Raw genomic sequence first — 23,524 nt, 5'->3', positions numbered from 1 at the left:
TTCAGCCCGCCGGGACGACGTCGGCGATGTCGGGTGCCTGGATCCGCGGTGCGTCGTCGAATCCGGTCACCGTCATCTCGACCGCCGTGTCGTCAGCGCCGTAGGAGGACGCCAGGTAGCGCATCCCGGTCATCGACCCGTCGCGGAGCCAGATGTCGACCGTCGCGTCCCGACCCGGGTCGGAGAGCAGACCGGCCGGCTCGAAGTCGTCGGCGACCTCGCCGCCGTCGATGTGCGCGGTCCAGCGCTTCGCCGGGCCGGACTCCAGGGTGTCGGTGCCGGCGTCGGTGAGATCCCTTGCGTAGTAGGACAGGTCCCAGATCGCCGTGCCGTCGGCGAGGTCGGCGAAGGTGCGGACCAGCAGGTTCATCCCCAGCTGCAGCGGCACACCGGCGCCCGGGTCGATCAGCACCCACTTGTAGCCGCCGCCGCTGTCGGTCGGTCCGCCCGGGAGATCGGCCGGGCCGTACCAGGCGATGTCGTCCACCCGGAGCAGGGTGAAGTCCCCGGTGCTGCCGGCGCAGTCCGCCATCAGGTCGTCGGCGAAGATGTCGTCGTAGGTCACCGTGACCGCGCAGTCGAGGTCGGCCTGCTTGCCGGGCCGGTCCACGGTGATCGTCAGCGAGGCGCTGGTGTGCTCGAGGATCCCGTCGTCGATGATGTCCAGCAGGTCCTCCAGTCCGTCGGACCCGGCGCTGTCGGGGTCCACGGAGCTGTCGGTGCTGTCGGTGCTGTCGGTGCTGTCGGTGGGCGGCACCGCCGCCGAGGAGGCCCGGGTGATCCCGGTGGACCCGGTGGTCACCGCGGACCCCAACGAACCGGGCGCGGCGGTGGCTGCAGTGGGCACGGTCGTGCCGCGGACCGCGGCACCGATCACCGGCGTGCTGCACCCCGCGACGAGGAACAGGCCGAGCACCGCCGCACCGGCGCGCGTGAGTACGGACATACGAGAACTTCCCCCAGCTGACAGGACCGATCGGTCCACCTCACCCTAATGGCCTAACCGGTCGCTGAACAGTGGTGTCCGGAGCCTGGTGCCGCACATCACCCGTCGGTGTGCCGGGTCGGTGCAGGTTCAGGTGCTGTTCCGGTGCTGGTTCAGGGAAGTTCCCAGGTGTGCACTGGCTCGTTGGAGTGCATGAGATCCGAGTAGCGGTGCAACATCCCGGTCAGTGCCTGCATCCGGTCCAGGCCGCGGCCCTCCAGTCGGGCCACGGTCTCCGACTGCCACCAGGAGCCGTTGCGGCGCAGTTTGCAGCGGGCCTCGACGATGCCGAGCAGTCGGTCCCGGACGGCCGGGTCGACCCCCCAGCGGTCCAGGCCGTCGTGCGCCAGCGGGAGCAGGTGACGCAGCATCAGCTCGTCCCACGGCACCTCGCCGAAGCCTGGCCAATAGAAGGTGGCGTCGACCCCGAGCCGGGCGCCGGAGCCGAAGTTCGACTCCGCCGCGGCGAAGGACATCTTGGTCCACACCGGTCGGTCGTCGGTCGCCAGCATGCGCACCGCGCCGTAGTAGAAGGCGGCATTGGCCAGTACGTCGACGACGGTCGGGCCGGCCGGCAGCACCCGGTTCTCCACCCGCAGGTGCGGCCGGCCCTGCACCACGTCGTAGACCGGTCGGTTCCAGCGGTAGACCGTGCCGTTGTGCAGCCGCAGCTCCTGCAGCCGGGGTGCCCGGCCGGCGGCGAGCTCGGCCTCCGGGTCCTCGTCGGTGGTCTCCGGCAGCAGTGCCGGGAAGTACCGGACGTTCTCCTCGAACAGGTCGAAGATCGAGGTGATCCAGCGTTCCCCGAAGAACACCGGTGGTCGGACCCCCTGGTTGCGGAGTTCCGGGGAGCGGGTGTCGGTGGCCTGCAGGAAGAGCTCGGTGCGGGTCTCGGCCCACAGCCGCTTGCCGAACAGGAACGGCGAGTTGGCGCCGAGCGCGAGCTGCGGCCCGGCCAGTGCCTGCGCGGCGTTCCAGGTGGCGGCGAAGTCGGCGGGCGGGACCTGCAGGTGCAGTTGGACACTCGTGCACGCGGACTCGGGAGCGATGGTGTCGGCGTACATCTGGAGCGACTCGACCCCGGAGATGTCCAGTTCCAGGTCTTCCCGGCGGTGCGCGAAGATGGCGTCCTGCAACGCCTCGTAGCGCGGGTTGTGGCTCATCCAGCCGGCTTCGAAGTGCTCGGGCAACAGGGTCGGCAGGATGCCGATCATGATGATCTCCGAGCCGGATTCGTTCGCCCTGGACTCGGCGTGGTCCAGCGACGCCCGGAGCGTGGTCTCCAGCGTGGCGAAGGAATCCCCGGCCAGCGGCATCGGTGGCACGTTCAGCTCGATGTTGTACTGGCCGAGCTCGGTCTGGAAGGCGGGATCGGCGATCGCCTCCAGCACGACGGCGTTGGCCATGTCCGGCGCCCACTCGGAGTTGACCAGGTTGAGCTCGATCTCCAGACCGGTCAGCGGGGTGTCCACGTCGAACGCGTGCTCGGCCAGCATGCGTTCGAAGACGTCCAGGCACCGGCGCACCTTCTGCCGGTACTTCAGCCGCTGCTCCCGCGTGTACTCGACCTGCGCGATGTCGTCGCCCATGCGGTCCTCCGGCGTGCTCGTCGGGTGCACCGGCACCGGTGCAGCTGCGCGGAGCGGAACCGACCCCCGCCGGGACCACCCAACCACGTCACCCGCCGCAGCGGGAGACCCGGTCGGTGCACCGCCCCCGATGACCTAGGGTTCCCGTGATGGCTTCAGGGATCGAGCAGCAGCGCGCAGACGGGACACCGTCCCTCCCTGCCGTCCCCCTACCGGCCGCTCCCGTCCCGGACCCGGGCGCCGGGCTCGGGCCGGACTGGCTGGACCTCTTCCTGGCCCGCGAACTCCCCGGCCTGGTCACCGTGCGCCGGGAGGTGCACGCACACCCCGAGCTGTCCCGCCAGGAGTCCGCCACGTCGGCGAAGATCCTGCGGATCCTGCAGGGCTACGGGGTGCGCGGCCGCGTGCTGCCGGGCGGGACCGGCGTGGTCGCCGAGATCGGCACCGGGGACCGGGTGATCGGGCTGCGGGCGGACATCGACGCGCTGCCGCTGCCCGAGCTGTCCGGCCTGCCGTTCGCCTCGACGGTGCCGGACGCCAGCCACGCGTGCGGGCACGACATCCACCTGACCGCCCTGCTCGGTGCGGCCGGCGCGTTGGCCCAGGTGGCCGACCGGCTGCCCGGTCGGGTGCGGCTGATCTTCCAGCCGGCCGAGGAGGTCATGCCCGGCGGCGCGCACGACGTGGTGGAGGCCGGGGTGATGGAGGGTGTCGAGCGCATCTTCGCCTTCCACTGCGACCCGCGGCTGGAGGTGGGCCGGATCGGGCTGCGCACCGGCGCCATCACCTCCACCTCCGACCTGGTGGAGCTGACGGTCACCGGCCGCGGCGGGCACACCGCGCGGCCGCACCTGACCGCGGACCTGGTGCACGCGCTCGGCCTGGTGATCACCGGCCTGCCCGGGATGCTGAGCCGCCGGCTGGACCCGCGCTCGGTGCCGATCATGGTGTGGGGCGCGGTGCACGCGGGGGAGGCCGCCAACGCCATCCCGCAGCACGGGGTGCTGCGCGGCACGCTGCGGATGATGGACCGGCGCGGCTGGGAGGCCGCGGAGCCGCTGGTCCGCGAACTCATCGCCCAGCTGCTGGCGCCGACCGGGGTGCAGCACGAGCTGTTGTACCGGCGCGGGGTCCCGCCGGTGGAGAACGAGCCGGTGTCGACCGGACTGCTCCGGGTGGCCGGCGAGCACGCGGCCGGGGCCGGGGCGGTCGGTCCCACCGAGCAGTCCACCGGTGGCGAGGACTTCTCCGTGCTGATCGACGCCTCCACCGGTGCGATGGCCAGACTCGGTGTGTGGGACGGCATCTCGCCGCAGGTCGATCTGCACTCGGCGACCTTCGTGGCCGACGAGCGGGCGATCCCGCTCGGTGTGCGGCTGCTCACCCACGCCGCGCTGGCCGGGCTGCGGTCGGAGTCGCTGACCGCGGCCGCGTCCCTCGAACAGCTCTGACCAGGCCCCCCTCGGTCAGCTCCCGATGGACCGGCAGGGCCGGTGCCGGATCTCCTTGACGTACTCGGCCGGAGCGTCCGCCGCCTCCGCGGCATCGGCGATCACCCCGAGGTAGCGGGCGCTCGGCAGGCCGCCCTCGAACGCCTCCAGCGCGTAGAGCCAGGCCAGCACGTCGCCGTCCATGGTGTGCACCCGCAGTCGCAGCTTGGTGTAGAGCCCCAGGTCGGAGCCCTCCCACGAGTCCAGGGTGCGCTCGTCGGCGGAGGCCATGTCGTAGAGCACCACGAAGACGGAGGCCTCCGGATCCGGGTCCGGCACGACGGTGGCCAGCGCGCCCTCCCAGCCCAGGTCCTCGCCGCCGAAGGTGAGTCGCCACCCCGGCAGCCAGCCGATGCCGGCCACCGGCGAGGACGGGCAGCGCTGCAACATCTGCGCCGGATCCATGTTCGACCCGTAGGCGGCGTAGAGAGCCATGCCCGGAGCCTAACGTCCGCCTGCGGCCGATACGGTGGACCGGCCGCCGGGCGCCGCCGCGCCCGGCTCCACGGTTCCGGCCGTGCCCGATGACCCTGGAGAAGGGAGCGCCGATGACCCGCATCGTGATCATGGGTGGTGGACCGGGCGGTTACGAGGCCGCGCTGGTCGCGGCGCAGTACGGCGCCGACGTCACCCTGATCGAGTCCGACGGGCCGGGCGGCGGGTGCGTGCTCTACGACTGCGTGCCGTCCAAGACCTTCATCGCCTCGGCCGGCGGCCGCACCGCGGCACTGGAGGCGGGCGGGCTGGGTGTGGTGGTACCCGCCGGCATCGAGGTGGACCTGGCCGCCGTCAACGCCCGTGTGACCGGGCTGGCCCGGGCGCAGTCCGCAGACATCCACGCCCGGCTGACCGGCGTCGGGGTGCGGGTGGTCACCGGCCGGGCCGCGCTCGCCGACAGCGCCCCCGGCCTGGCGGCGCATCGGGTGGCGGCGACCGCACCGGACGGCACCGTCACCGAGTTCGAGGCCGACGTGGTGCTGGTCGCCACCGGCGCCGCGCCGCGGGTGCTGCCGGACGCCCGGCCGGACGGCGAGCGGATCCTCACCTGGCGCGACCTCTACTCGCTCACCGAGTTGCCGGAGCACCTCATCGTGGTCGGGTCCGGTGTCACCGGCGCCGAGTTCGCCTCCGCCTACACCGAGATGGGCGTCCGGGTCAGCCTGGTCTCGAGCCGGGACCGGGTGCTGCCGTCCGAGGATGCGGACGCCGCGGCGGTCATCGAGGAGGTCTTCTCCGAGCACGGCGGGAAGCTGGTCAGGCGGGCCCGCGCCCAGTCGGTCACCCGGGAGGGCGACGAGGTGGTCGTGCGGCTCACCGACGGTGGCGAGGTGCGCGGCTCGCACTGCCTGATGACCGTCGGCTCGGTGCCGAACACGAGCGACATCGGGCTGGAGAGCGTGGGTGTCGCGGTGAACGACGGTGGGTTCATCACCGTCGACCGGGTGTCCCGGACCTCGGTCTCCGGCATCTATGCGGCCGGCGACTGCACCGGCCTGCTGATGCTGGCATCGGTGGCGGCCATGCAGGGCCGGATCGCGATGTGGCATGCGCTGGGCGAAGGTGTGCCGTCGCTGCGGCTGAAAACCGTTGCCTCCACGGTGTTCACGCACCCGGAGATCGCCACCGTCGGCATCTCGCAGGTCGACGTCGACGCCGGGACGATCCCGGCCTCGGTGCTGATGCTGCCGCTCGCCACCAACCCGCGGGCCAAGATGATCGGCCTCACCGAGGGTTTCGTGAAGTTGGTGATCCGGCCGGCCACCGGCATCGTCATCGGCGGCGTGGTGGTCGCGCCGCAGGCCTCGGAACTGATCCTGCCGATCGCCATGGCCGTGCAGAACGGCCTGACCGCAAAGGATCTCGCCTACACGCTGAGTGTCTACCCGTCGCTGTCCGGGTCGATCACCGAGCTCGGTCGCCAGCTGATGCACTTCGACGGCGACCTCGGCTGATCCCTGCCGCCGCGCGGGTGTCACCGGCCGGGGCCGTTCGACAATGCCGAACGCTTCCCCGGGCGGGGTGCGCCGTTGCCGCAGTACCGTGGGCCGGTCAGGCGCGTGACGGCAGGCTGAACCGGAAGGTAGTGCGATGAGTGGAGACGGTGTGGTCTCGGGGGCCCGGCTCGGGCCGGCGGAGCGTGCGGCCAACTGGGAGCGACTGGGCTCGGAGGAGTTCGACGTCGTCATCATCGGCGCCGGCGTCGTGGGTGCGGGCGCGGCCCTGGACGCGGTGACCCGCGGCCTCTCGGTGGCCCTGCTCGATGCCCGGGACCTCGCCTCCGGCACCTCGTCGCGGTCCTCGAAGTTGTTCCACGGCGGCCTGCGCTACCTGGAGATGTTCGAGTTCGGCCTGGTCCGCGAGGCACTGCGGGAGCGCGAGCTGATGCTCACCAAGATCTGCCCGCACCTGGCGAAGCCGGTGTCCTTCCTCTACCCGCTGTCCAAGCACGTGGTGGAGCGCCCGTACGTCGGTGCCGGCCTGATCATGTACGACTCGATGGGCGGCGCCCGGTCGGTGCCGGGGCACAAGCACCTCACCCGGGCCGGCGCGCTGCGCCTGGTGCCCGGCCTGAAGCGGGACGCACTGGTCGGCGGGATCCGCTACTACGACGGCCAGGTCGACGACGCCCGGCACACCCTCGGTGTCGCCCGCACCGCCGCTGCCTACGGCGCGCTGGTCCGGTCCTCCACCCAGGTGGTCGGATTCGTGAAGGAGGCGGACCGGGTCGCCGGGGTGCACGTGATGGACGTGGAGACCGGGGACCGCACCACCGTCCGCGCCAAGGTCGTCATCAACGCCACCGGCGTGTGGACCGACGAACTGCAGCGGCTGTCCGGCGGGCGCGGCCGGTTCAAGGTCCGCGCCTCCAAGGGCGTGCACCTGGTCGTCTCCCGCGACAAGATCACCTCGGAGTCCGGGATCATCCTGAAGACCGAGAAGTCCGTGCTGTTCGTGATCCCGTGGAAGGCGCACTGGATCATCGGGACCACCGACACCGACTGGAATCTCGACCTGGCGCACCCGGCGGCCACCAAGGCCGACATCGACTACATCCTCGAGCACGTGAACAAGGTGCTGGCGGTGCCGCTGGGTCACGAGGACATCGAGGGGGTCTACGCCGGGCTGCGGCCGTTGCTGGCGGGGGAGAGCGAGCAGAGTTCGAAGCTGTCCCGGGAGCACGCGGTGGCCCGGGTCGCCCCCGGCCTGGTGGCGATCGCCGGCGGCAAGTACACGACCTACCGGGTGATGGGCGCCGACGCGGTGGACGCCGCGGCCGAGGACCTGCCGGGCCGGATCAACCCGTCCTGCACCGAGGACGTCCCGCTGCTCGGCGCCGAGGGCTACAAGGCGCTGGTCAACCAGGCCGACCGGCTGGGCAAGCAGTTCGGTGTGCACCCGTACCGGATCCACCACCTGCTCAACCGCTACGGCTCGGAGATCCACGAGCTGATGGCGCCGGCCCTGGAGGATCCGTCGCTGCTGCAGCCGCTGCCCGGCGCGGACGACTACCTGCAGGTGGAGGCGCTGTACGCGACCACGCACGAGGGTGCGCTGCACCTGGAGGACGTGCTGGCCCGACGCACCCGGATCTCCATCGAGTACGCGCACCGCGGCACCGAGACGGCGCCGCGGGTCGCGGAGATCATGGCCGGGGTGCTCGGCTGGTCCGACGAGGAGCGGGACAGCGAGGTGAAGGCCTACCTCGCGCGGGTCGACGCCGAGCGCCGCTCGCAGACGATGCCCGACGACCAGGCCGCCGACGAGGTCCGGCTGGAGGCCCCGGAGATCCGCGACCTGCTGAAGTCGCCGGTCGCCTGATCCTGCTCCCGACCTGCTGCCGGCGCTCCGCTGACCTGGGGCGCTGTGCACAACTCGACGAACCGCCGGTGCGCGGCGCGGCGGGTCGGTAGCCTGCCGCACAGAGGCCCGGTCACCGGGACGGGCCGCCGGCGGTGGAGGCGGGTGTCATGTCGGAAGGGTCCGGGATGCGACCCGGCGGCGCGGGCGGGTGGCCGCTGCGCATCATCCTGATCGGGCTCAGTGCCGTCGTGTTGGTCGGGATCGCCTGGGGTGCCGCGGGTGTCGGACCCTGGATCGGCCGCGAACCGGGTACCGAACTGCCGCCGATCCCGACCGACCTGCCGGACTTCACCCCGCCCTCACTGCCGGACGTCGACCTGGCTCCGCCGCCGGCGGCGATCGGCAGCGGCTGGCTGGTCTGGGTGCTGATCGGGCTGGGTGCGGTGCTGCTGGTCGCGCTCGTGGTGATGCTGTTCTTCTGGCGCCGGGACCGGGCCGGCCGGCACGCGGTGGACCGGGACGACGACGACCTCGTCGGTCTGCCCGCCCCGCCGGCCGCGCACCTGCCCTTCGACGCGCGTGCCGCCGCCGACCACGTCATCGCCTGCTGGCTCTGGGTGGAGGCGGGCGCCCGGGCCGCCGGACTGCCCCGCGGACCACAGCAGACGCCCACCGAGTTCCTGGACGCGTTGCGGGCGGCGGTGCCGATGCCGCCGGGGGCGGACGACCTGCTCCCGCTCTACCACCGGGCCCGGTTCGACCTGCACACACTCGCTCCGGACAGCGCCGCGACCGCGCAGCGGGCGGCTGAGCAGATCCGCGGTGCGCTCGCGGCGATCACCCCGGCGGTGGTCCCGTGACCTCTGTGCCTCCGATGCCGCCGCCTCCGCCGACGCCTCAGGTGCCCGCGGCCGGCACCTGGTACGTACCGGCCCCGTACCCCGCGTCGCAGTATCCGGCAGGGACGTACCCGGTGACTCCAGGGGCGATGTACTCCGTGGCGCCGCCGCCGGTGCCGGCCCGGGTCACCTGGACCGACCACCTGGTCATCGGTGCCGCGGCGGCGCTGGTCGGCTTCTTCGTGCTGTTCGCGGCGGAGGCGCCGATCGGGCGGTCGGTGGGCTTCGCCGCAATGACCGCCGTGGTCGCCGTCATCTGCTCGCTGCTGGTGCGGCGGATCGCGCCGCCGCGCCGGCCGCCCGGCCCCCCGGAACCGCAGCGCCGCACCTCGGTCCGGCGGTGGGAGTTCGCCGGGCTGGGCGACCTGCTGCACCAGGGGCCGACCGAGGAGCAGGAACGGGCGCGGGTGCGGTTGCGGGCGCTGGTGGCCGATCTGCTGTCCGCCCGGGGCATCGACTTCCCGTCGGAACGGGCGGAGGCACTGCTCGGTGGGACCGCCTACCGGCAGCTGTCCGATCCGGGCGATCCGACCGGCGCCGTCCCGCCGGATCCGCGGGTGCCCCGGCCCTCCGCCGAGGACCGGCGGGCACTCGTCGATGCCGTCCTGGCGCTGGCTCGCGGTGCCGGACGGCCTGACGCGGTTCCTGCTTTCCACCCCGACCCCGTCACCAGCGGACGCCGTGCCCCGGCCGGCACCGCGAGAGGAGCGTCATGACCGAGACATCCGAAGCGACAGTCGCTCCCACTGCTTCGACGGCGGAGGCCGCTGCGGAGGTGACCCTCGGCAAGCCGTCGGGACCCCCGCTGACCCCGGAGATCGCGCAGTCGGCGGCCCGGATCGCCGAGGCGGTGGGCACGGCGGTGGTCGGGCACGGGGTGCCGCTGCGGCTGACCCTGGCGGCGATCCTGGCCGGCGGGCACGTGCTGATCGAGGACAATCCTGGCCTCGGGAAGACGCTGCTGGCAAGGAGTCTCGCCGGCGCGCTGGGGCTGGACTTCCGGCGCCTGCAGTTCACCCCGGACCTGCTGCCCTCGGACGTGACCGGGTCGTACCTGTACCACCCGGGCAAGGCGGCGTTCGACTTCCAGCCCGGCCCGGTGTTCACCGGCCTGCTGCTGGCCGACGAGATCAACCGGACCCCGCCGAAGACGCAGTCGGCGCTGCTGGAGGCGATGCAGGAGGGACAGGTCAGCGTCGAGGGCACGACACACCCGTTGCCGCAACCGTTCCACGTGATCGCCACGGCCAACCAGATCGAGTACGAGGGCACCTACGCGCTGCCCGAGGCGCAGCTCGACCGGTTCCTGGTGCGCACCCGGCTCGGGTACCCGCCGCCGCAGGCCGAGGCCGAGATGCTGCGGCGCCGGATCCACCGGGCGGCGCCGGATCCGGTGGTCGCGCCGGTCACCGACGCGGCCGGGCTCCGGCGGTTGCAGGCGGGTGTCGAGCAGGTCGGGGTCGATCCCGACATCATCGGCTACTGCGTCAATCTCGCGGTGGCCAGCCGCCGCCACCCGTCGGTCGAGGCGGGGGTCTCGCCGCGCGGCACGCAGGCGCTGCTGCTGCTTGCCCGGGCCTGGGCGGCGCTGGACGGGCGAGGGTTCGTCATCCCGGAGGACGTGAAGGACGTGGCGGTGGCCGCCCTGGCACACCGGCTCGTGCTGACCCTGCAGGCCTACCAGACGGTCTCGTCCGAGGACGTGATCTCCCAGCTGCTCGCGACGGTGGCCGCGCCGCCGAGCCGCCGGGGCGCACCGCGGCGATGACCGGACGCACTCGGGCGCGCTGGTGCCTGGTCCGGCGCGGGGAGCTCCGGTGAGGAGCTCGACGTCGCTCCGGGCCGGGGCCCGCTCGCTGCCGGCCGATCCGGCCGGTGCCGCTACGGTTGCCGGGGCCTCCGACGGCGGGGCGCCGGTGCGCCGCCCGACCCGCGCCCTGCTGCGGGCAGCCGTGGCGGCCGCGCTGCTGATCGGGCTGGCGGTCTCGCTCGGCCGGGCCGACCTGGCCGCGATCGGCGCCCCGTTGGTGTTCGGGCTGGTGCTGGCGCTGTCGGCCGGGGTCCCGGACCGGTCGGTGGCGCCGTCCGGCCGCGCCCGGCTGATCGGCACCCCACCCGGTGGCACCGCCGCCGACATCGCTGTGACCGTCCGGGGAACGGCGGGTGCGCAGTTCACCACGGTCGCGGTGCCCTACCCGGGTGGGCCGGGCCGGCCCTGGGCGGAGACCCTTCCGGGCGGTGACCGCACGGTGGTCCGGTCGACCGTGCTGCCGGACTGGGGGCCGCTGACCGTGGTGCGCCCGGACGTGACCGTCGCCGGGCCGGACGGGTTGACGGTGACCCCGGCGGTGCGTGCCCCGGAGCTGAAGATCACCGTGCCGCCGCGGATCGCCGAGCTGGATTCGCTGGCCCTGGCGCCGATCTCGACCGGATGGGCGGGTGAACACGCGAGTCGCCGCCCGGGTCAGGGTGGTGAGCTGATCGACCTGCGCGAGTACGCCCCGGGCGACCGGCTGCGCAGCATCCACTGGCGGGCGTTCGCCCGGCACCAGAAGCTCTATGTCCGCCGGACGCAGAGCGACGCCGACGCCGACTTCGTGATCTGCGTCGACACCCGGGTGGAGGTCCGGCCGCAGCAGGGCCCGGCACGGGTGTGGCAGCAACGGGTCTCGCGGCGGTGGGGCGGGCGCTTCGACCGGTGGCGCGACTTCTGGGTCGGTATGGTCCGGGTGCCGTCCGCCGATCCGAAGTCGGTGGAGCCGGCGCCGCGGACCAGCCTGGACGTGACGGTGCACGCCGCGGCGGCGATCGCCGAGGCGCAGTGCCGGGTGGGCGACCGGGTCGGGGTGCTCGACCTGGCGTCGGGGAAGCGCGGCGTGCGGCTGGGTGCCGGCTCCCGGCACCTCGACCGGCTGCGGCACGAGTTGGCGGCGGTGGACCTGCAGCCGTGGCGACCGCTGACCCGGGTGGAGACGTGGGGGCTGCCGTCGGCGGCGGTCGTGGTGGTGCTGAGCCCGCTGACCGACGACGCGGTGGTCAGCGCGGCCGCCGATCTGCAGGGCCGTGGGCACCAGGTGCTGGTCGTCGACACCCTGCCGGTGGCCGATCTGCGGGCCATGGCGCTGGCCGACGCCCGGGGCGCTGCCGAGCAGGCGGCAGAACTGGATCTGCTGCTGGCCGAGCGCGAGGTACGGCTGCACCGGCTCCGGGACCGCGGGCTGCCGCTGGTGCAGTGGCAGGCGGGGCCGGCGGCCGTCGCCGCGGAGCTGCAGTTGTTGCGGCGGGCCAGGTCCCGGCGATGAGCGCGGCCGCCGGCATGCCCGGTTCTTTCCCGCCCGCCGATGTTGATACGCCACGCGCGGTGGTGCTGCCGCAGGGCGGTGCATGGTTGCGCGGGTTCGTCCTGCTGGCCGCTGCGGGCCTGATGGCCGTGTCGTGGGTGGACACCCCGGTCACCGGGATCGCCTGGCTGCAGGGGCTCGCCATGGCCGGCCTGGTGATCGCCGCGGCCGCGGCTCCCGACTCGATCGCGCCGCTGCTGGTGCTGCTGGCCGCGGGTGGGCTGCGGTTGTTCTTCGGGAGCGCGGTGCTGGACGGGCAGCTGATCTGGTTGGTGGTGCTGGTGCCGCTGGTGCACGTGCTCGCCGCACTCGCCGCTGTGGTGCCGGTGCGGGCGGAGCTCCGTGCCGTGGCGCTGTTGCCGAGCGCCGTTCGCTACGCCGCCGCCGTGCTGCTGACGGTGGTCATCATGCTGCTCGCCATCGCGACCGGGATCGTCGCCTACGTGGGCTGAGGATGGGGGCATCTGGTTCGGCATGATGCGGGGGCCCCTGGTCCCGCATGATCCACATCGGACTGCCACCGATCTCCGGTGAAGGCGCCGGATGCTCGGGCGCGGGTGGCTGCAGGGGGCAGCCCGCCCGGCGGCGGAGGGGTTCCGGCCGCCTGGTGCAGCGACCGACGGGGGACAAGCGCGATGGGGACAGCGTGATGGGGGACAGCGTGATGGAAGACAGCTCGATCGGGCACGGCATCCAGACCGACGACAGGCCGCCAGACGGTGGGCGCGTGCTCGACGAAGGCACGGGCGGAGGGTGTGTGGGTGGAGGGGGCAGTGGTGGAGTCACGCAGGTGCGCCCGGATCGCCGGTCCCACCAGGCCGGGTCGCCCGGTGCCACCTGCGCGGCTGTCCTGGTCGGAGGTGGACCCCGCCCGACATCCGTTCGACCCATTGAGTGTGCTGGACGTCGTTCGCTCCCTTCCTGCGGCGCAGCGGGTCCCGATCGATCCACCGTCGGTCATCAAGGACAAGGACTGGTCGGACGAGATCGGTGAGCCCTGGGCGATCGCCATGACGGCCGCGCTGGTCGGTCGTTACGGGCCATGGGTGACAGGTTGGCGGTGGGCGCTCGGCGAGAGTGACCTCGACGGCGGGCCGGTCACCGCATGGTGTTGCCCACGGCATTCGATCACTTCTGCCGAGGCGACTCTCGCGACCGTTGCCGCGGCCGTGTGCGAGTGGCGGACCTGGCTCGAGGATCTCGCCCGCCGGTTCGCCCAGTACCTTCCGACGCCGGTCGACCTGACCCACGACGAGTTGGTCGACCTCTGGGCGCTGGCGATCGCCCATCTCATCACTGCGATCGTCGAACGTACCGATGCAGGCGGGGCCTGGTACCTGCACTGCGCGACGGTGCTCGGATGGTTCCTTGCCGTGGCCGGCGTCGCGCCGGAGCGGCAGGAGTCGATGATCGACGCGGCTGTTGCCGGTCGGTGGGAGTCCTGGACTGCCCCGCACGAACAACTGGTGGTCGCCGTCGCGGAGAGCTTGGCGGCGAGAGTGGTGCAGGAGTTGCAGATCTCGGCGATCTGCTAGTTGCCTGGGACTGCAACGTCATCCAGGACTGCAACGTCATCCAGGACTGCAACGTCGTCCTGGACGGCAACGTCGTCCGGGACTGCAACGTCGTCCGGGACGGTCCACGGCAGTCCGCGGCTGCGTGCCGTTTCAGTCCCGTTCGCGCCGGTCCTTGTCCTTGTCGTCGCCCCAGATCGCGTTGGAGATCAGGCCGACCGCCGGGATCATCAGGAACACCAACCACGCCTGCGCCCATACGCCTTGGAGCGCGAAGAACAGGATGACGGCGACCACGCCGGAGACGGCGGACACCCCGGCCACGATCTTCTGCGGAGTGCTCCGATCGTCCCCGACGGCAGGCGATCGCGGCGGTGGCACCGCGATTCCGCCGGAACGCTGCACGGGTGCCGGCGGAGCGACAGCGGTGGAGAGCGTCGGGTGCGGCGCCGGTAGGTCGGCGAACACCGCGGTGATCTCCCGTGCGGTCCGAGCCGTGTTGATCTGTGCGCTGCGCGTTCCGAACTCGTCCAGGTCCAGCCGCCCGGCGGACAGATGTTGGCTCAGGGCGTCGACCGCAGCGTTGCGGTCGGCGTCGCCGACGCGCAGCTCGGTCGGATCGGGATCGGCCGGGCTGCCGGCGTCGGGTGCGCTCACCCCGCCACGGTAGCGAAACCGTCACCGACCGTTGGTCCGCGGGGCAATGACGGCTTCGCGTGTCGCCGTATGCGGGTCCAGACCGCTGCCGGACCGGGCCCGCCGCCGTTCCGGACCGGACCGCCGCCGTTCCGGACCGGACCGCTGCCGGATCGGGGCAGAGAGCGGCTTGGTGAGTCCGCCGCGTTCAAGCCAGGTCGGCCAGCAGGGCGTCGAGCTTGCGATAGCCGGCGACCACCCCGTCCTCCATACCGGAGGCGATCATGCCGTCCCGGTCCTCGACGGACTGGTAGACCGAGAGGGTCTCGACGCGCGTCCTGCCGTCGCCGATGTCGACGAAGTCCACCCGCTCGAGAGCGACATGCCCGGGCCAGCCGAGGTACTCGAACGTCTGGGTGAAGCCGTCCGGTGTGGGGTCGCCGTGGAAAGTGCCGCGGAAGATGTAGGCAGTCCCGTCCGGTGCCGTGTGCGAGTACCGCCAGCTGCCGCCGTGACGGAGGTCGAACTCCTCGACCTTCATCACCAGGTCGTCCGGCCCGAGCCAGCGGGTCAGCAGGTCCGGCTCGGAGTAGGCGCGGCGTACCAGCTCTCGGGGTGCGTCGAACTCCCTCGTCATCACGATCTGCTGGGTGCCGGGCTGTGCCGTGATGGTCGTACCGGTGGTGGTGCTCATGTCGATTCCTCCTGGATCGGGGTTGCGGTTCGGCCGGGGCGTCCTCGGCCTGTGCGAACGCGAGGTCTCCCGATGTCTGCGGGGGACGGCTCGTTGAGTGCGGCGAGCAGGGCGTCCAGGCGCTCGTGTGCCTCCGGCCAGTACTCGCGATAGGTGCCGAGCCAACCGGTGACCTCCTGCAGAGGGCCGCCTTCGAGATGGCTCAGGCGCGCGGTTGCTTGTCGAGTGCGGCTGATCAGGCCGGCGCCCTCCAGGACCTTCAGGTGCCGCGACACCGCAGGTTGCGACATCGCGAACGGTGCAGCCAGCTCGGCGACGGTGGCGTCGCCCTCGGTGAGACGCGCCAGGATGGCCCTCCTGGTGCGGTCGGCGAGGGCGCCGAAAACCGCATCGAGCTGGTCCTCCGTCATCGTTCCTCCATCCATAACGATCTCGTTCCAGAACGATAATGTTATGTTCCACCCATGGCGGGACGGTGTCAAGGGCGATGATCGCGGTCGCGGTCGCGGTCGCGGTCGCGGTCGCGGTCGCGGTCGCGGACCTTCGGAACTTCGGGTCCGCGTCCCGTCGGGAATCAGGGTCAGGTCGACAGCAGGCCCGTTCCTGTCGCACCGGGCCGTCCCGGGTCGGCATTGGCATCGTTCGATGTCCGCCGAGCGCGCGAGAGGTGTCGATCGCCCCGCGGGTTCATCCGGCGGGAAGGGTTCGCAGGAAGTGTCTGTCGAACGCCGGCGGTGGACGGCTCACCGTCAGTTGCAGAACGGCCGTCGCAGGCGCATTGGTCTGCAGCCGTCGCCGAACGCTCTGTGCGGCAGCAGGAAACTCTTGAGAGCGAGTGAGGGTCGTTGTGGGAATCGGTCTCTGACGGGCGCGGCCACGGTCTCGCTCGAAGGTCACCACGCCGTTCGGCGGGCATGCCCTGGCGGTGAAGGGGTCCGCGGTCGACGAGAAGTGCGGCATCGAGATCAGCGTCCACGTTCCGAGGCGTGGCTGCCGGGACAAGGGGCCTGTCTGCATGAGATCACCTGTTCTGTAGTCGTTCTCGGTCTGTTGCGGAGACACGGGCCTCGGGATTGCTCGGTCGTGGTCCTGATGGAGTTCACTGTGCACCGGCGGTCCGACAGTCGATCGACGAGATGTGTTGCTCTGGTGGGAGTGTCACCCGAACGGTCGATGAAGCGAAGCTGGACGGTGATGGCTGAGGCCACCCGATCGAGGCGGGGAATCCCGGGACGCCGGCGAGACAGCCTGCAGTTCGGGCCGTTTCGCCACGAAGCATTGATCCGATCGGGTGGTTCACAGGTTTGTCGTACATCCGTCCTAAGAACCGCCGGAGCGCTGCTACTGTGATGACAGGCCGGAGGGGTGTCCGGCGGGGCAGGGTTTCCGGCAGAGGCCGATCAGGCGTTCAGACCAATCAACGAGTGGGGTGATGTCGTTGTCGATCGATGCACATGCCGGCGGCGGTGCTCCCCTGGAGCCGGCTGAGTCGTCGGAACCGTCTCCTTTCGCAGATCGACCCTTCGGTACGGCCGACCTGCTCGACGGATCGTCCGTGACGGAGTTGTCCGGGCGGGATCTCGTCATCCGGATCGACGCCGGTCGGGCGCTGATCGCGCTGCTGCAGGCGCAGACGCTGGAACTGATGGCGGCATTGGCGGTTCCCGGGGTCGCCGGGCCGGTCGAAGGTCTCGCCAAGTACTCGGCTGACCCCGGCAGTTCTCCCCGCGGCCGGGCGACAGGAGGAGCTGAGTCGCCTGCCACTGCTGATGGCGAACCCGTGCCAACGGCGGCGACGGCTAGCGGCGCCGAGACGACCGTTCCAGGTGAGGAAGTCGAGCCCGAGAGCGAGGACGTTCCTGACGTCGCAGGCGGCGACCACCTGGCGGGCAAGCCCGCGTCGTCGACGGTGGCTCCCGACTCCGAGACCATCGTTGTGCCTGAGGGAGTCGCATCCGACTCCGAGAGCGCGCCGGACAGTCCGTCCGGCGACCACTCCGCTGACAGTGCCGCACTGCCGATGGAACCGGGTCCCGATGCCACAACCTTCCACGCTGGTCGGGAGGTCTCATCCGACACCGAGGAACTGATGGCCTCCGACGGTGCCGGCTACGACCCTGCGGACGGTGCCACGTCATCCGTGGAGTCGACGTCCGACACCGGGGTCATCGACGCGGGTGAGGAACTCGCCTCCGGCAGTGAGGATGTGACGACGCCCGGCGGGACTCCCGACGTCGGTGGCCCGCGTGACCGCTCGATCGGTGCCGCCGATCCGGATCTTGACGCGCAGATCGCGGCTGCCGTCGCCTGGGCGAAGGCGGAGGAGGCCGCTGCATCGCAGGCGGCGGGGGAGATCGGTGGTGTGCTGACGATGTCGCCGCGTACCGCCCGCCATCGCGTGCACCAGGCCCGCATGCTCACCGGTCCGCTGACCGCCACGTTGCACGCCCTGGCGGCGGGAGAGTTGGATCAGGCGCGAGCGTTGTTGATCTGCGACAAGGCATGTCAGCTGCCAGAGCATCTCTGGGCCACCTTCGAGGCGAGGATGCTCGTCGCCGCTCCGGGGCGGTGCACGTCGAATCTCGCTGCCTTGGCCGATCGTCTGGTGATCGCCATGGATCCGGCGGAGGCATCGGACGCCGAACACGCCGCATACGCCAGACGTGGTGTGTCCGAGCGCAGCCTCCCGCGCGGGATGGCCCGGCTGACGGCCGATGTGGCGGCGGAGGACTCGCAGATGATCATGAAGGTGTTGGCCATGCTGGCCGATGCCACGCGGGGCATGGACGAGCGCGGGATCAACGCCCGCCGCGCCGACGCACTCACCGATCTGTTCGCCCGCCTCGCCGCCGGACGGACAGTGACCCTGGCCGACCTCTACGACTTCCCCGAACTCCGGGACGTCCGCGAGGCGGGAGCGACCGACGAGCAGGTGCCGTCCGAGGAGGAACCGGAAGGTCCCGACGGCGATTCCGGTGGTCACCCCGTGGGAGAGGATTCAGAGGGGTCTGCGGCTGCGGCTGATGCCGACCCCGCTGGGCCGGCTGGGCGCCGCTCCGAGGACGGCGCCACGCGGTGCTCCGATGATGCCGATGGCCACTCCGCTGACGCGGACCGTGCCGCCGAGGGTGACGCGGTTTCGGGCGGTCCGGCCATCGACGACCCAGTCGCGTCCGACACGGAACCGGATGACTCGACATCGGACGGACCGGTCACCGAGGACCCGACAGTGGATGACCCGGCGTGGGGTGGCTCTGCGCGGGACGACTCGACATCTGGAGGCCCGGCCACCGACGACTCGACAGCGGTCGATTCGGGACCGGACGACTCGGGATGGGGTGGCTCTGCGCCGGACGACTCGACAGCAGGCTCGGCCACGGACGACTCGACAGCGGACGACCCGACATCAGAAGGTCCGGCTCCTGACGACTCGGCACCGGACGATCCGGCACCGGACGACGCGACCGCGGAGAAAGCTCATCACCGCCGGCGCCGGTTCGCTACCCGCCCACCTCTGGATCCCTGGACCACCGAACCCACCGAAACCACAATGCCGGCCAGGGCGGTGCGTGCCGAGCACGCGTTCCACGGGGTGATCATGGTGTCGCTGGAGGTCTATCGCCAACTGACCGACCATGCCCGGCACGGGTACAGCGAGTGCACCTTCGCCGGTCACCTGAGCGGCTACGGCGCGGTCACCGGCGAGCTGGCCGAGGCCATGATGAGCGCCGCGACCACGGTGACGATGTTGGTCATCGACCCCGAGACCGGTGCCCCGGTGGGGGTCTCGGACCGCACGTACCTCCCGCGTGCCCATACCCGGCGCAAGATGCAGCTGCTCACCCAGACCTGCAGCTGGCCGTCCTGCCGCCGGCCGTCCGAGCGCTGCGACGCCGACCACTGCATCCCGTACGACCCGTCCGATCCCGATTCCGGCGGCCAGACCTGCGTGCACAACCTGAGACCGCTGTGCCGACATCACCATCGGATGAAGACGCACGGCGGTTGGAACTACACCGAGCATCCCGATCGGTCGGCCACCTTCACCGGCCCCTTGGGCAACAACTACCTCCGGCCACCGCCGGCAGTCACCCATCCCGCCGAGTGGAGGACCGACGATGTACCGCCGCCGTTCTGAGGCAGGCCGTTCTGAGTCACGCCGTTCTACATCACCCAGCGCGGAGTCACACCGGTCCGATCATTCGCCGGCGGTGATCTCTGCGATGACCGCGCCGGAGGTGACCGCATCGCCGGGGCTGACGGCCACCGACGCCACGGTGCCCGCCTGGTGCGCCGTGATCGGGTTCTCCATCTTCATCGCCTCGACCACCGCGACCAGATCACCGGCCGCCACGACATCACCGACGGAGACTGCCACCTTGACGACCGTGCCCTGCATCGGAGCGACGACCGAGTCGCCACCGGCCGCGGCCCCACCGCGGGACCGGTTGCTGCGCTTGGCCTTCGCCGGTGCGGCCTTGCGGGCCGGCCCGCCGGCGAACAGGTCCGACGGCAGGCTCACCGTCACGCGGCGGCCGTTGACCTCCGCGACCACGACGGTCTTGGTGACCTCGCCCCCGTCGGCCACATCGGCAGCACCGGTGAACGGGGCGATCGTGTTGTCGAACTCGGTCTCGATCCAACGCGTGTGCACGGTGAAGTCACCGTCCGGCGCGGTGAACGCCGGGTCGTCGACGACCACGCGGTGGAAGGACAGTGCGGTCGCCATGCCCTCGACCTTCATCTCGGCCAGCGCCCGGCGCGACCGGGCGAGCGCCTCGTCCCGGTCGGCGCCGGTGACGATCAGCTTGGCCAGCAGGGAGTCGAAGTTGCCGGACACCACCGATCCGGTGACCACGCCGGAGTCCAGCCGCACACCAGGGCCGGACGGGGCCACGAACGCGGTGACCGTGCCGGGCGCCGGGAGGAAGCCGCGACCCGGGTCCTCGCCGTTGATCCGGAATTCGATCGAGTGCCCGCGCGGGGCCGGATCCTCGGTCCAGCGCAGCTTCTCGCCCTCGGCAATGCGGAACTGCTCGCGCACCAGGTCCAGGCCGCTGGTCTCCTCGGAGACCGGGTGTTCCACCTGCAGCCGGGTGTTGACCTCGAGGAAGGAGATGAGTCCGTCCTGTCCGATGATGAACTCCACCGTGCCGGCCCCGTAGTAGCCGGCCTCCCGGCAGATCGCCTTTGCCGCAGCGTGGATCTGCGCGCGCTGCTCGTCGGTGAGGAACGGCGCGGGCGCCTCCTCCACGAGCTTCTGGTACCGGCGCTGCAGCGAGCAGTCGCGGGTGCCGACGACGATGACGGTGCCGTGCGTGTCGGCGAGCACCTGGGCCTCGACGTGCCGGGGCTTGTCGAGATAGCGCTCCACGAAGCACTCCCCGCGACCGAAGGCCGAGACCGCCTCGCGGACGGCCGACTCGTACAGCTCGGGGATCTCCTCACGGGTGCGCGCCACCTTGAGGCCGCGCCCGCCACCACCGAAGGCCGCCTTGATGGCCACCGGCAGGCCGAACTCGTCGGCGAACGCGACCACCTCGTCCGCACCCGACACCGGGTCCGGCGTACCGGGGGTGAGCGGCGCGCCGGCCCGCTGCGCGATGTGTCGCGCGGTGACCTTGTCGCCCAGGTCCCGGATCGCCTGCGGCGACGGACCGATCCAGGTCAGCCCCGCATCCAGCACCGCCTGTGCGAAATCGGCGTTCTCCGAGAGGAACCCGTAGCCGGGGTGCACCGCATCGGCGCCGCTGCGGGCGGCCACGTCGAGCAGCTTCGGGATGTCCAGGTAGGTCTCGGCGGAGGTCGAGCCACCCAGCGCGTAGGCCTCGTCGGCGAGGCTCACGTGCGGGGCGTCCGCGTCCGGGTCGGCGTAGACGGCGACCGAGCGCAGGCCGGCGTCGGTGCAGGCCCGGGCGACGCGGACGGCGATCTCCCCGCGGTTCGCGATCAGCACTGTGTGCACGGGATGGTCCTTCCGGAGATGGGTGCGCTGGTGACAACACTGGTGACAGCAGGGGTGGAGCAGGTGGCGGTCACAAGGCCCGCCAGAGGTCCGTCACGCCGACACCGATGCCGGCGAGCAGGGAACGGGTCAGGGGGAGCGAGATGCCGATGACCGAACTCGGGTCGCCGTCGACGCCGTCGACGAACCAACCGCCGTACCCGTCGATCGTCAGCGATCCGGCCACGTGCAGCGGCTCGCCGGTCGCCAGGTACGCGTCGATCTCGTGCGGCTCCGGCCGGCCGAACCGGATCACCGTGCGCTCGGTGCCGACCGCGGTGGCCACCCGCTCGCCCCCGGACACCCGCACCACGGCATGGCCGGTGAGCAGATCGCCGGTCCCACCGGCCATCTCGGCCCACTGCAGCCGCGCATCGGCCTCGTTCGCCGGCTTGCCGCGCAGGGTGCCGTTCATCAGCAGCATGGAGTCGCAGCCGATGACCACCGCCTCCCGGACGTCGTCCGCCAGCTGCGGCAGCACCGCCTCCGCCTTCGCCCGGGCCAGCGCCGCCACCGTGTCGGCCGGATCGCCCCCGGCATGCGCGGCCTCGATGGCTTTCTCGTCGACCCCGGACACCCGGACGACCGGATCGATCCCGGCCGCGCGCAGCACCGCCAGCCGGGCCGGCGAGGCCGACGCCAGCACGGTGGTCAGCGGGACGTTCCGCGGGGGCACGGTCACCGACGGCTCCCGGACGCCCACCAGGTCAGCGGGCCCGGCGCCGGGCGCCCACGGCGGAACGACGGATCCGACCACACCGACCGTGGGGCAACGGGTTCCGGCTCGCCGGCACCGGCCAGTACCGCGTTCACCACGGCCAGCACCACCGCCGCGTCCTCGTCCGCAGCAACATCGGTTCGCTCGCTCACAGCAACATCGGTTCGCTCGCTCACAGGGGAATGTTCCCGTGCTTCTTCGACGGCAGATCGGCCCGCTTGTCGGCCAGCATCCGCAACGCGCGCGTCACCTGGGCGCGGGTCTCGCTGGGCCGGATCACCGCGTCCACGTACCCGCGCTCGGCGGCCACGTACGGGTTGACCAGCGTGTCCTCGTACTCGGTCTGCAGCTTCGCCCGCAGCTCCGCGGCACCGTCGCCGGCCGCGGCGAGATCCCGGCGGTAGAGGATGTTCACCGCACCCTGCGACCCGACCACGGCGATCTGCGCGGTCGGCCAGGCCAGGTTCACGTCGGCACCCAGGTGCTTGGAGCCCATCACGTCGTACGCCCCGCCGTAGGCCTTGCGGGTGATCACGGTGACCAGCGGGACGGTCGCCTCGGCGTAGGCATAGATCAGCTTCGCCCCGCGCCGGATGATGCCGTTCCACTCCTGGTCGGTCCCCGGCAGGAAGCCCGGTACGTCCACCAGGGTCAGCACCGGGATGTTGAACGCGTCGCAGGTGCGGACGAACCGCGCCGCCTTCTCCGAGGCGTCGATGTCCAGCGTCCCGGCCAGGTGCTGCGGCTGGTTCGCGACCACCCCCACGCTGCGGCCCGCCACCCGACCGAAGCCGACCACGATGTTCGGCGCGAACAGCTGCTGCACCTCGAGGAAGTGGCCGTCGTCCAGGACGGTGCGGATCACCTCGTGCATGTCGTACGGCTGGTTCGCCGAGTCCGGGATCAGCACGTCCAGCGCGAGATCCTCGTCGGTCGCCTCCAGGTCGACGCCGGCCGGGTCGACGTCCGGGTCCACCGGCGGCAGCGACAGGTTGTTCGACGGCAGGAAGGACAGCAGCTCCCGCACGTAGTCGATCGCGTCCTGCTCGTCGCCGCCCAGGTAGTGCGCGTTGCCGGACCGGGTGTTGTGCGTCCGCGCACCACCCAGCTCCTCCAGCGTCACGTCCTCGCCGGTCACCGTCTTCACGACATCCGGTCCGGTGATGAACATCTGGCTGGTCTTGTCGACCATCACCACGAAGTCGGTGAGCGCGGGGGAGTAGACGTGCCCACCGGCCGCCGCACCCATGATGAGCGAGATCTGCGGGATGACGCCGGACGCGTGCACGTTGCGCTTGAAGATCTCCGCGTACAGGCCGAGCGAGACCACGCCCTCCTGGATGCGGGCGCCGCCGCCCTCGTTGATCCCGACCAGCGGCCGCCCGGAGCGGATCGCCAGATCCATCACCTTGACGATCTTCTCGCCGTAGACCTCGCCCAGCGCCCCGCCGAACACGGTGACATCCTGCGAGAACACGCAGATCTCGCGGCCGTCGACGGTGCCGTACCCGGTGACCACGCCATCGCCGTACGGCCGGTTGCGCTCCATCCCGAAGGTGGTCGACCGGTGCCGCGCATAGGCGTCGAACTCGACGAACGAGCCGGGATCGAGCAGCATGTCGATCCGCTCGCGGGCGGTGAACTTGCCCTTCGCGTGCTGCCGCTCGACGGCGGCCTCGGAACCCGCGTGCAGGTGCTCGGACTCGCGCCGCAGCAGATCTTCCAGCTTCCCCGCCGTCGTGTGCGGAGCCGCCGGAGTACCGGCAGCCGGAACCTCGTCGACCACGGTGTCCACCTCTCAGTTCCGGTCCGGCCGTGCTCGTACGCCCACGACCGCATCGTCAGTGAGCCGA

General features: G+C 71.6%; 20 protein-coding genes. 10 read left to right on the top strand and 10 right to left on the bottom strand.

Annotated features, from left to right (window positions below; translation table 11 throughout):
• Nucleotide 1 precedes the first annotated feature (1 nt).
• Both GIS00_RS09520 and GIS00_RS09515 read right to left on the bottom strand, forming a co-directional pair.
• Nucleotides 2–946: a hypothetical protein gene (locus GIS00_RS09520; RefSeq protein WP_154768191.1), complete on the bottom strand. Its 945-nt coding sequence runs from the start codon at nucleotides 944–946 to the stop codon at nucleotides 2–4.
• A gap of 152 nt (nucleotides 947–1,098) precedes the next feature.
• Complete coding sequence (locus GIS00_RS09515; protein ID WP_154768190.1) at nucleotides 1,099–2,574, bottom strand: glutamate-cysteine ligase family protein; 1,476 nt, start codon at nucleotides 2,572–2,574, stop codon at nucleotides 1,099–1,101.
• 149 nt (nucleotides 2,575–2,723) lie between these two features.
• Here GIS00_RS09515 and GIS00_RS09510 point away from each other — a divergent pair, with 149 nt between their 5' ends.
• A complete protein-coding gene (locus tag GIS00_RS09510) occupies nucleotides 2,724–4,025 on the top strand; it encodes an amidohydrolase (RefSeq protein ID WP_154768189.1) in 1,302 nt (433 codons plus the stop codon).
• 15 nt (nucleotides 4,026–4,040) lie between these two features.
• On the opposite strand, the gene GIS00_RS09505 is transcribed toward GIS00_RS09510, so the two are convergent.
• Entirely contained in the window at nucleotides 4,041–4,499 is a 459-nt protein-coding gene (locus tag GIS00_RS09505) for a gamma-glutamylcyclotransferase (RefSeq protein ID WP_154768188.1), read from the bottom strand.
• A gap of 113 nt (nucleotides 4,500–4,612) precedes the next feature.
• On the opposite strand from GIS00_RS09505, the gene GIS00_RS09500 reads away from it, so the two are divergent.
• The 8 genes from GIS00_RS09500 to GIS00_RS09465 all read left to right on the top strand — a co-directional run bounded on the left by GIS00_RS09500 (nucleotide 4,613) and on the right by GIS00_RS09465 (nucleotide 13,640).
• Nucleotides 4,613–6,016 (top strand): NAD(P)H-quinone dehydrogenase, encoded by a 1,404-nt coding sequence (locus GIS00_RS09500; RefSeq protein WP_154768187.1) that lies wholly within the window; start codon nucleotides 4,613–4,615, stop codon nucleotides 6,014–6,016.
• 136 nt (nucleotides 6,017–6,152) lie between these two features.
• Nucleotides 6,153–7,883, top strand: coding sequence for a glycerol-3-phosphate dehydrogenase/oxidase (locus GIS00_RS09495; RefSeq protein ID WP_154768186.1), 1,731 nt, complete (start codon nucleotides 6,153–6,155; stop codon nucleotides 7,881–7,883).
• Between the two features lie 149 nt (nucleotides 7,884–8,032).
• Nucleotides 8,033–8,725 carry a DUF4129 domain-containing protein gene (locus tag GIS00_RS09490; RefSeq protein ID WP_154768185.1) on the top strand — a complete coding sequence of 231 codons (693 nt, stop codon included), beginning with the start codon at nucleotides 8,033–8,035 and terminating at the stop codon, nucleotides 8,723–8,725.
• Between the two features lie 113 nt (nucleotides 8,726–8,838).
• A complete protein-coding gene (locus GIS00_RS09485) occupies nucleotides 8,839–9,480 on the top strand; it encodes a hypothetical protein (RefSeq protein ID WP_154768184.1) in 642 nt (213 codons plus the stop codon).
• Entirely contained in the window at nucleotides 9,477–10,532 is a 1,056-nt protein-coding gene (locus GIS00_RS09480; RefSeq protein WP_154768183.1) for an AAA family ATPase, read from the top strand. Before GIS00_RS09485 ends, GIS00_RS09480 begins: the two co-directional genes overlap by 4 nt.
• 49 nt (nucleotides 10,533–10,581) lie before the next feature.
• Nucleotides 10,582–12,066 carry a DUF58 domain-containing protein gene (locus GIS00_RS09475; RefSeq protein ID WP_154768182.1) on the top strand — a complete coding sequence of 495 codons (1,485 nt, stop codon included), beginning with the start codon at nucleotides 10,582–10,584 and terminating at the stop codon, nucleotides 12,064–12,066.
• The gene (locus GIS00_RS09470; RefSeq protein ID WP_154768181.1) at nucleotides 12,063–12,557 is read left to right on the top strand and encodes a hypothetical protein; all 495 of its coding nucleotides are present in this window, start codon (nucleotides 12,063–12,065) and stop codon (nucleotides 12,555–12,557) included. The genes GIS00_RS09475 and GIS00_RS09470 overlap by 4 nt, the downstream gene beginning before the upstream one ends.
• Nucleotides 12,558–13,001: 444 nt before the next feature.
• Nucleotides 13,002–13,640, top strand: coding sequence for a hypothetical protein (locus tag GIS00_RS09465; RefSeq protein WP_196073204.1), 639 nt, complete (start codon nucleotides 13,002–13,004; stop codon nucleotides 13,638–13,640).
• 132 nt (nucleotides 13,641–13,772) lie between these two features.
• On the opposite strand, the gene GIS00_RS09460 is transcribed toward GIS00_RS09465, so the two are convergent.
• The 3 genes from GIS00_RS09460 to GIS00_RS09450 all read right to left on the bottom strand — a co-directional run bounded on the left by GIS00_RS09460 (nucleotide 13,773) and on the right by GIS00_RS09450 (nucleotide 15,359).
• Nucleotides 13,773–14,276 (bottom strand): DUF1707 SHOCT-like domain-containing protein, encoded by a 504-nt coding sequence (locus GIS00_RS09460; RefSeq protein WP_322097780.1) that lies wholly within the window; start codon nucleotides 14,274–14,276, stop codon nucleotides 13,773–13,775.
• Between the two features lie 187 nt (nucleotides 14,277–14,463).
• Nucleotides 14,464–14,949 (bottom strand): SRPBCC family protein, encoded by a 486-nt coding sequence (locus tag GIS00_RS09455; protein ID WP_154768179.1) that lies wholly within the window; start codon nucleotides 14,947–14,949, stop codon nucleotides 14,464–14,466.
• A complete protein-coding gene (locus GIS00_RS09450; protein WP_154768178.1) occupies nucleotides 14,946–15,359 on the bottom strand; it encodes an ArsR/SmtB family transcription factor in 414 nt (137 codons plus the stop codon). The genes GIS00_RS09455 and GIS00_RS09450 overlap by 4 nt, the downstream gene beginning before the upstream one ends.
• A gap of 1,145 nt (nucleotides 15,360–16,504) precedes the next feature.
• Here GIS00_RS09450 and GIS00_RS09445 point away from each other — a divergent pair.
• Nucleotides 16,505–19,087 carry an HNH endonuclease signature motif containing protein gene (locus GIS00_RS09445; protein WP_196073203.1) on the top strand — a complete coding sequence of 861 codons (2,583 nt, stop codon included), beginning with the start codon at nucleotides 16,505–16,507 and terminating at the stop codon, nucleotides 19,085–19,087.
• A gap of 60 nt (nucleotides 19,088–19,147) precedes the next feature.
• Here the strand turns inward: GIS00_RS09445 and GIS00_RS09440 are convergent, their stop codons facing one another.
• The 4 genes from GIS00_RS09440 to GIS00_RS09425 all read right to left on the bottom strand — a co-directional run bounded on the left by GIS00_RS09440 (nucleotide 19,148) and on the right by GIS00_RS09425 (nucleotide 23,457).
• Nucleotides 19,148–20,914, bottom strand: a complete 1,767-nt coding sequence (locus GIS00_RS09440; protein ID WP_322097779.1) for an acetyl/propionyl/methylcrotonyl-CoA carboxylase subunit alpha — start codon at nucleotides 20,912–20,914, stop codon at nucleotides 19,148–19,150.
• Between the two features lie 70 nt (nucleotides 20,915–20,984).
• Nucleotides 20,985–21,608: a nucleoside triphosphate pyrophosphatase gene (locus tag GIS00_RS09435; RefSeq protein ID WP_154768350.1), complete on the bottom strand. Its 624-nt coding sequence runs from the start codon at nucleotides 21,606–21,608 to the stop codon at nucleotides 20,985–20,987.
• 23 nt (nucleotides 21,609–21,631) lie between these two features.
• Nucleotides 21,632–21,823 (bottom strand): acyl-CoA carboxylase subunit epsilon, encoded by a 192-nt coding sequence (locus GIS00_RS09430; protein ID WP_154768175.1) that lies wholly within the window; start codon nucleotides 21,821–21,823, stop codon nucleotides 21,632–21,634.
• Between the two features lie 20 nt (nucleotides 21,824–21,843).
• Nucleotides 21,844–23,457 carry an acyl-CoA carboxylase subunit beta gene (locus GIS00_RS09425; RefSeq protein WP_322097777.1) on the bottom strand — a complete coding sequence of 538 codons (1,614 nt, stop codon included), beginning with the start codon at nucleotides 23,455–23,457 and terminating at the stop codon, nucleotides 21,844–21,846.
• Between the last annotated feature and the right edge of the window lie 67 nt (nucleotides 23,458–23,524).

Origin of the sequence: Nakamurella alba (assembly GCF_009707545.1) — a bacterium.
In the GTDB taxonomy this organism is placed as follows: Bacteria; Actinomycetota; Actinomycetes; order Mycobacteriales; family Nakamurellaceae; genus Nakamurella; species Nakamurella alba.
This window is presented reverse-complemented; position numbering and strand designations above follow the sequence as displayed.

Excerpts from the sequence above, each read along its gene's own strand:
- GIS00_RS09455 (WP_154768179.1), bottom strand. The coding sequence starts at position 14,949 with ATGAGCACCACCACCGGTACGACCATCACGGCACAGCCCGGCACCCAG.
- GIS00_RS09510 (WP_154768189.1), top strand. The coding sequence starts at position 2,724 with ATGGCTTCAGGGATCGAGCAGCAGCGCGCAGACGGGACACCGTCCCTC.
- GIS00_RS09515 (WP_154768190.1), bottom strand. The coding sequence starts at position 2,574 with ATGGGCGACGACATCGCGCAGGTCGAGTACACGCGGGAGCAGCGGCTG.
- GIS00_RS09490 (WP_154768185.1), top strand. The coding sequence starts at position 8,033 with ATGTCGGAAGGGTCCGGGATGCGACCCGGCGGCGCGGGCGGGTGGCCG.
- GIS00_RS09505 (WP_154768188.1), bottom strand. The coding sequence starts at position 4,499 with ATGGCTCTCTACGCCGCCTACGGGTCGAACATGGATCCGGCGCAGATG.
- GIS00_RS09500 (WP_154768187.1), top strand. The coding sequence starts at position 4,613 with ATGACCCGCATCGTGATCATGGGTGGTGGACCGGGCGGTTACGAGGCC.
- GIS00_RS09470 (WP_154768181.1), top strand. The coding sequence starts at position 12,063 with ATGAGCGCGGCCGCCGGCATGCCCGGTTCTTTCCCGCCCGCCGATGTT.
- GIS00_RS09495 (WP_154768186.1), top strand. The coding sequence starts at position 6,153 with ATGAGTGGAGACGGTGTGGTCTCGGGGGCCCGGCTCGGGCCGGCGGAG.
- GIS00_RS09450 (WP_154768178.1), bottom strand. The coding sequence starts at position 15,359 with ATGACGGAGGACCAGCTCGATGCGGTTTTCGGCGCCCTCGCCGACCGC.
- GIS00_RS09520 (WP_154768191.1), bottom strand. The coding sequence starts at position 946 with ATGTCCGTACTCACGCGCGCCGGTGCGGCGGTGCTCGGCCTGTTCCTC.
- GIS00_RS09480 (WP_154768183.1), top strand. The coding sequence starts at position 9,477 with ATGACCGAGACATCCGAAGCGACAGTCGCTCCCACTGCTTCGACGGCG.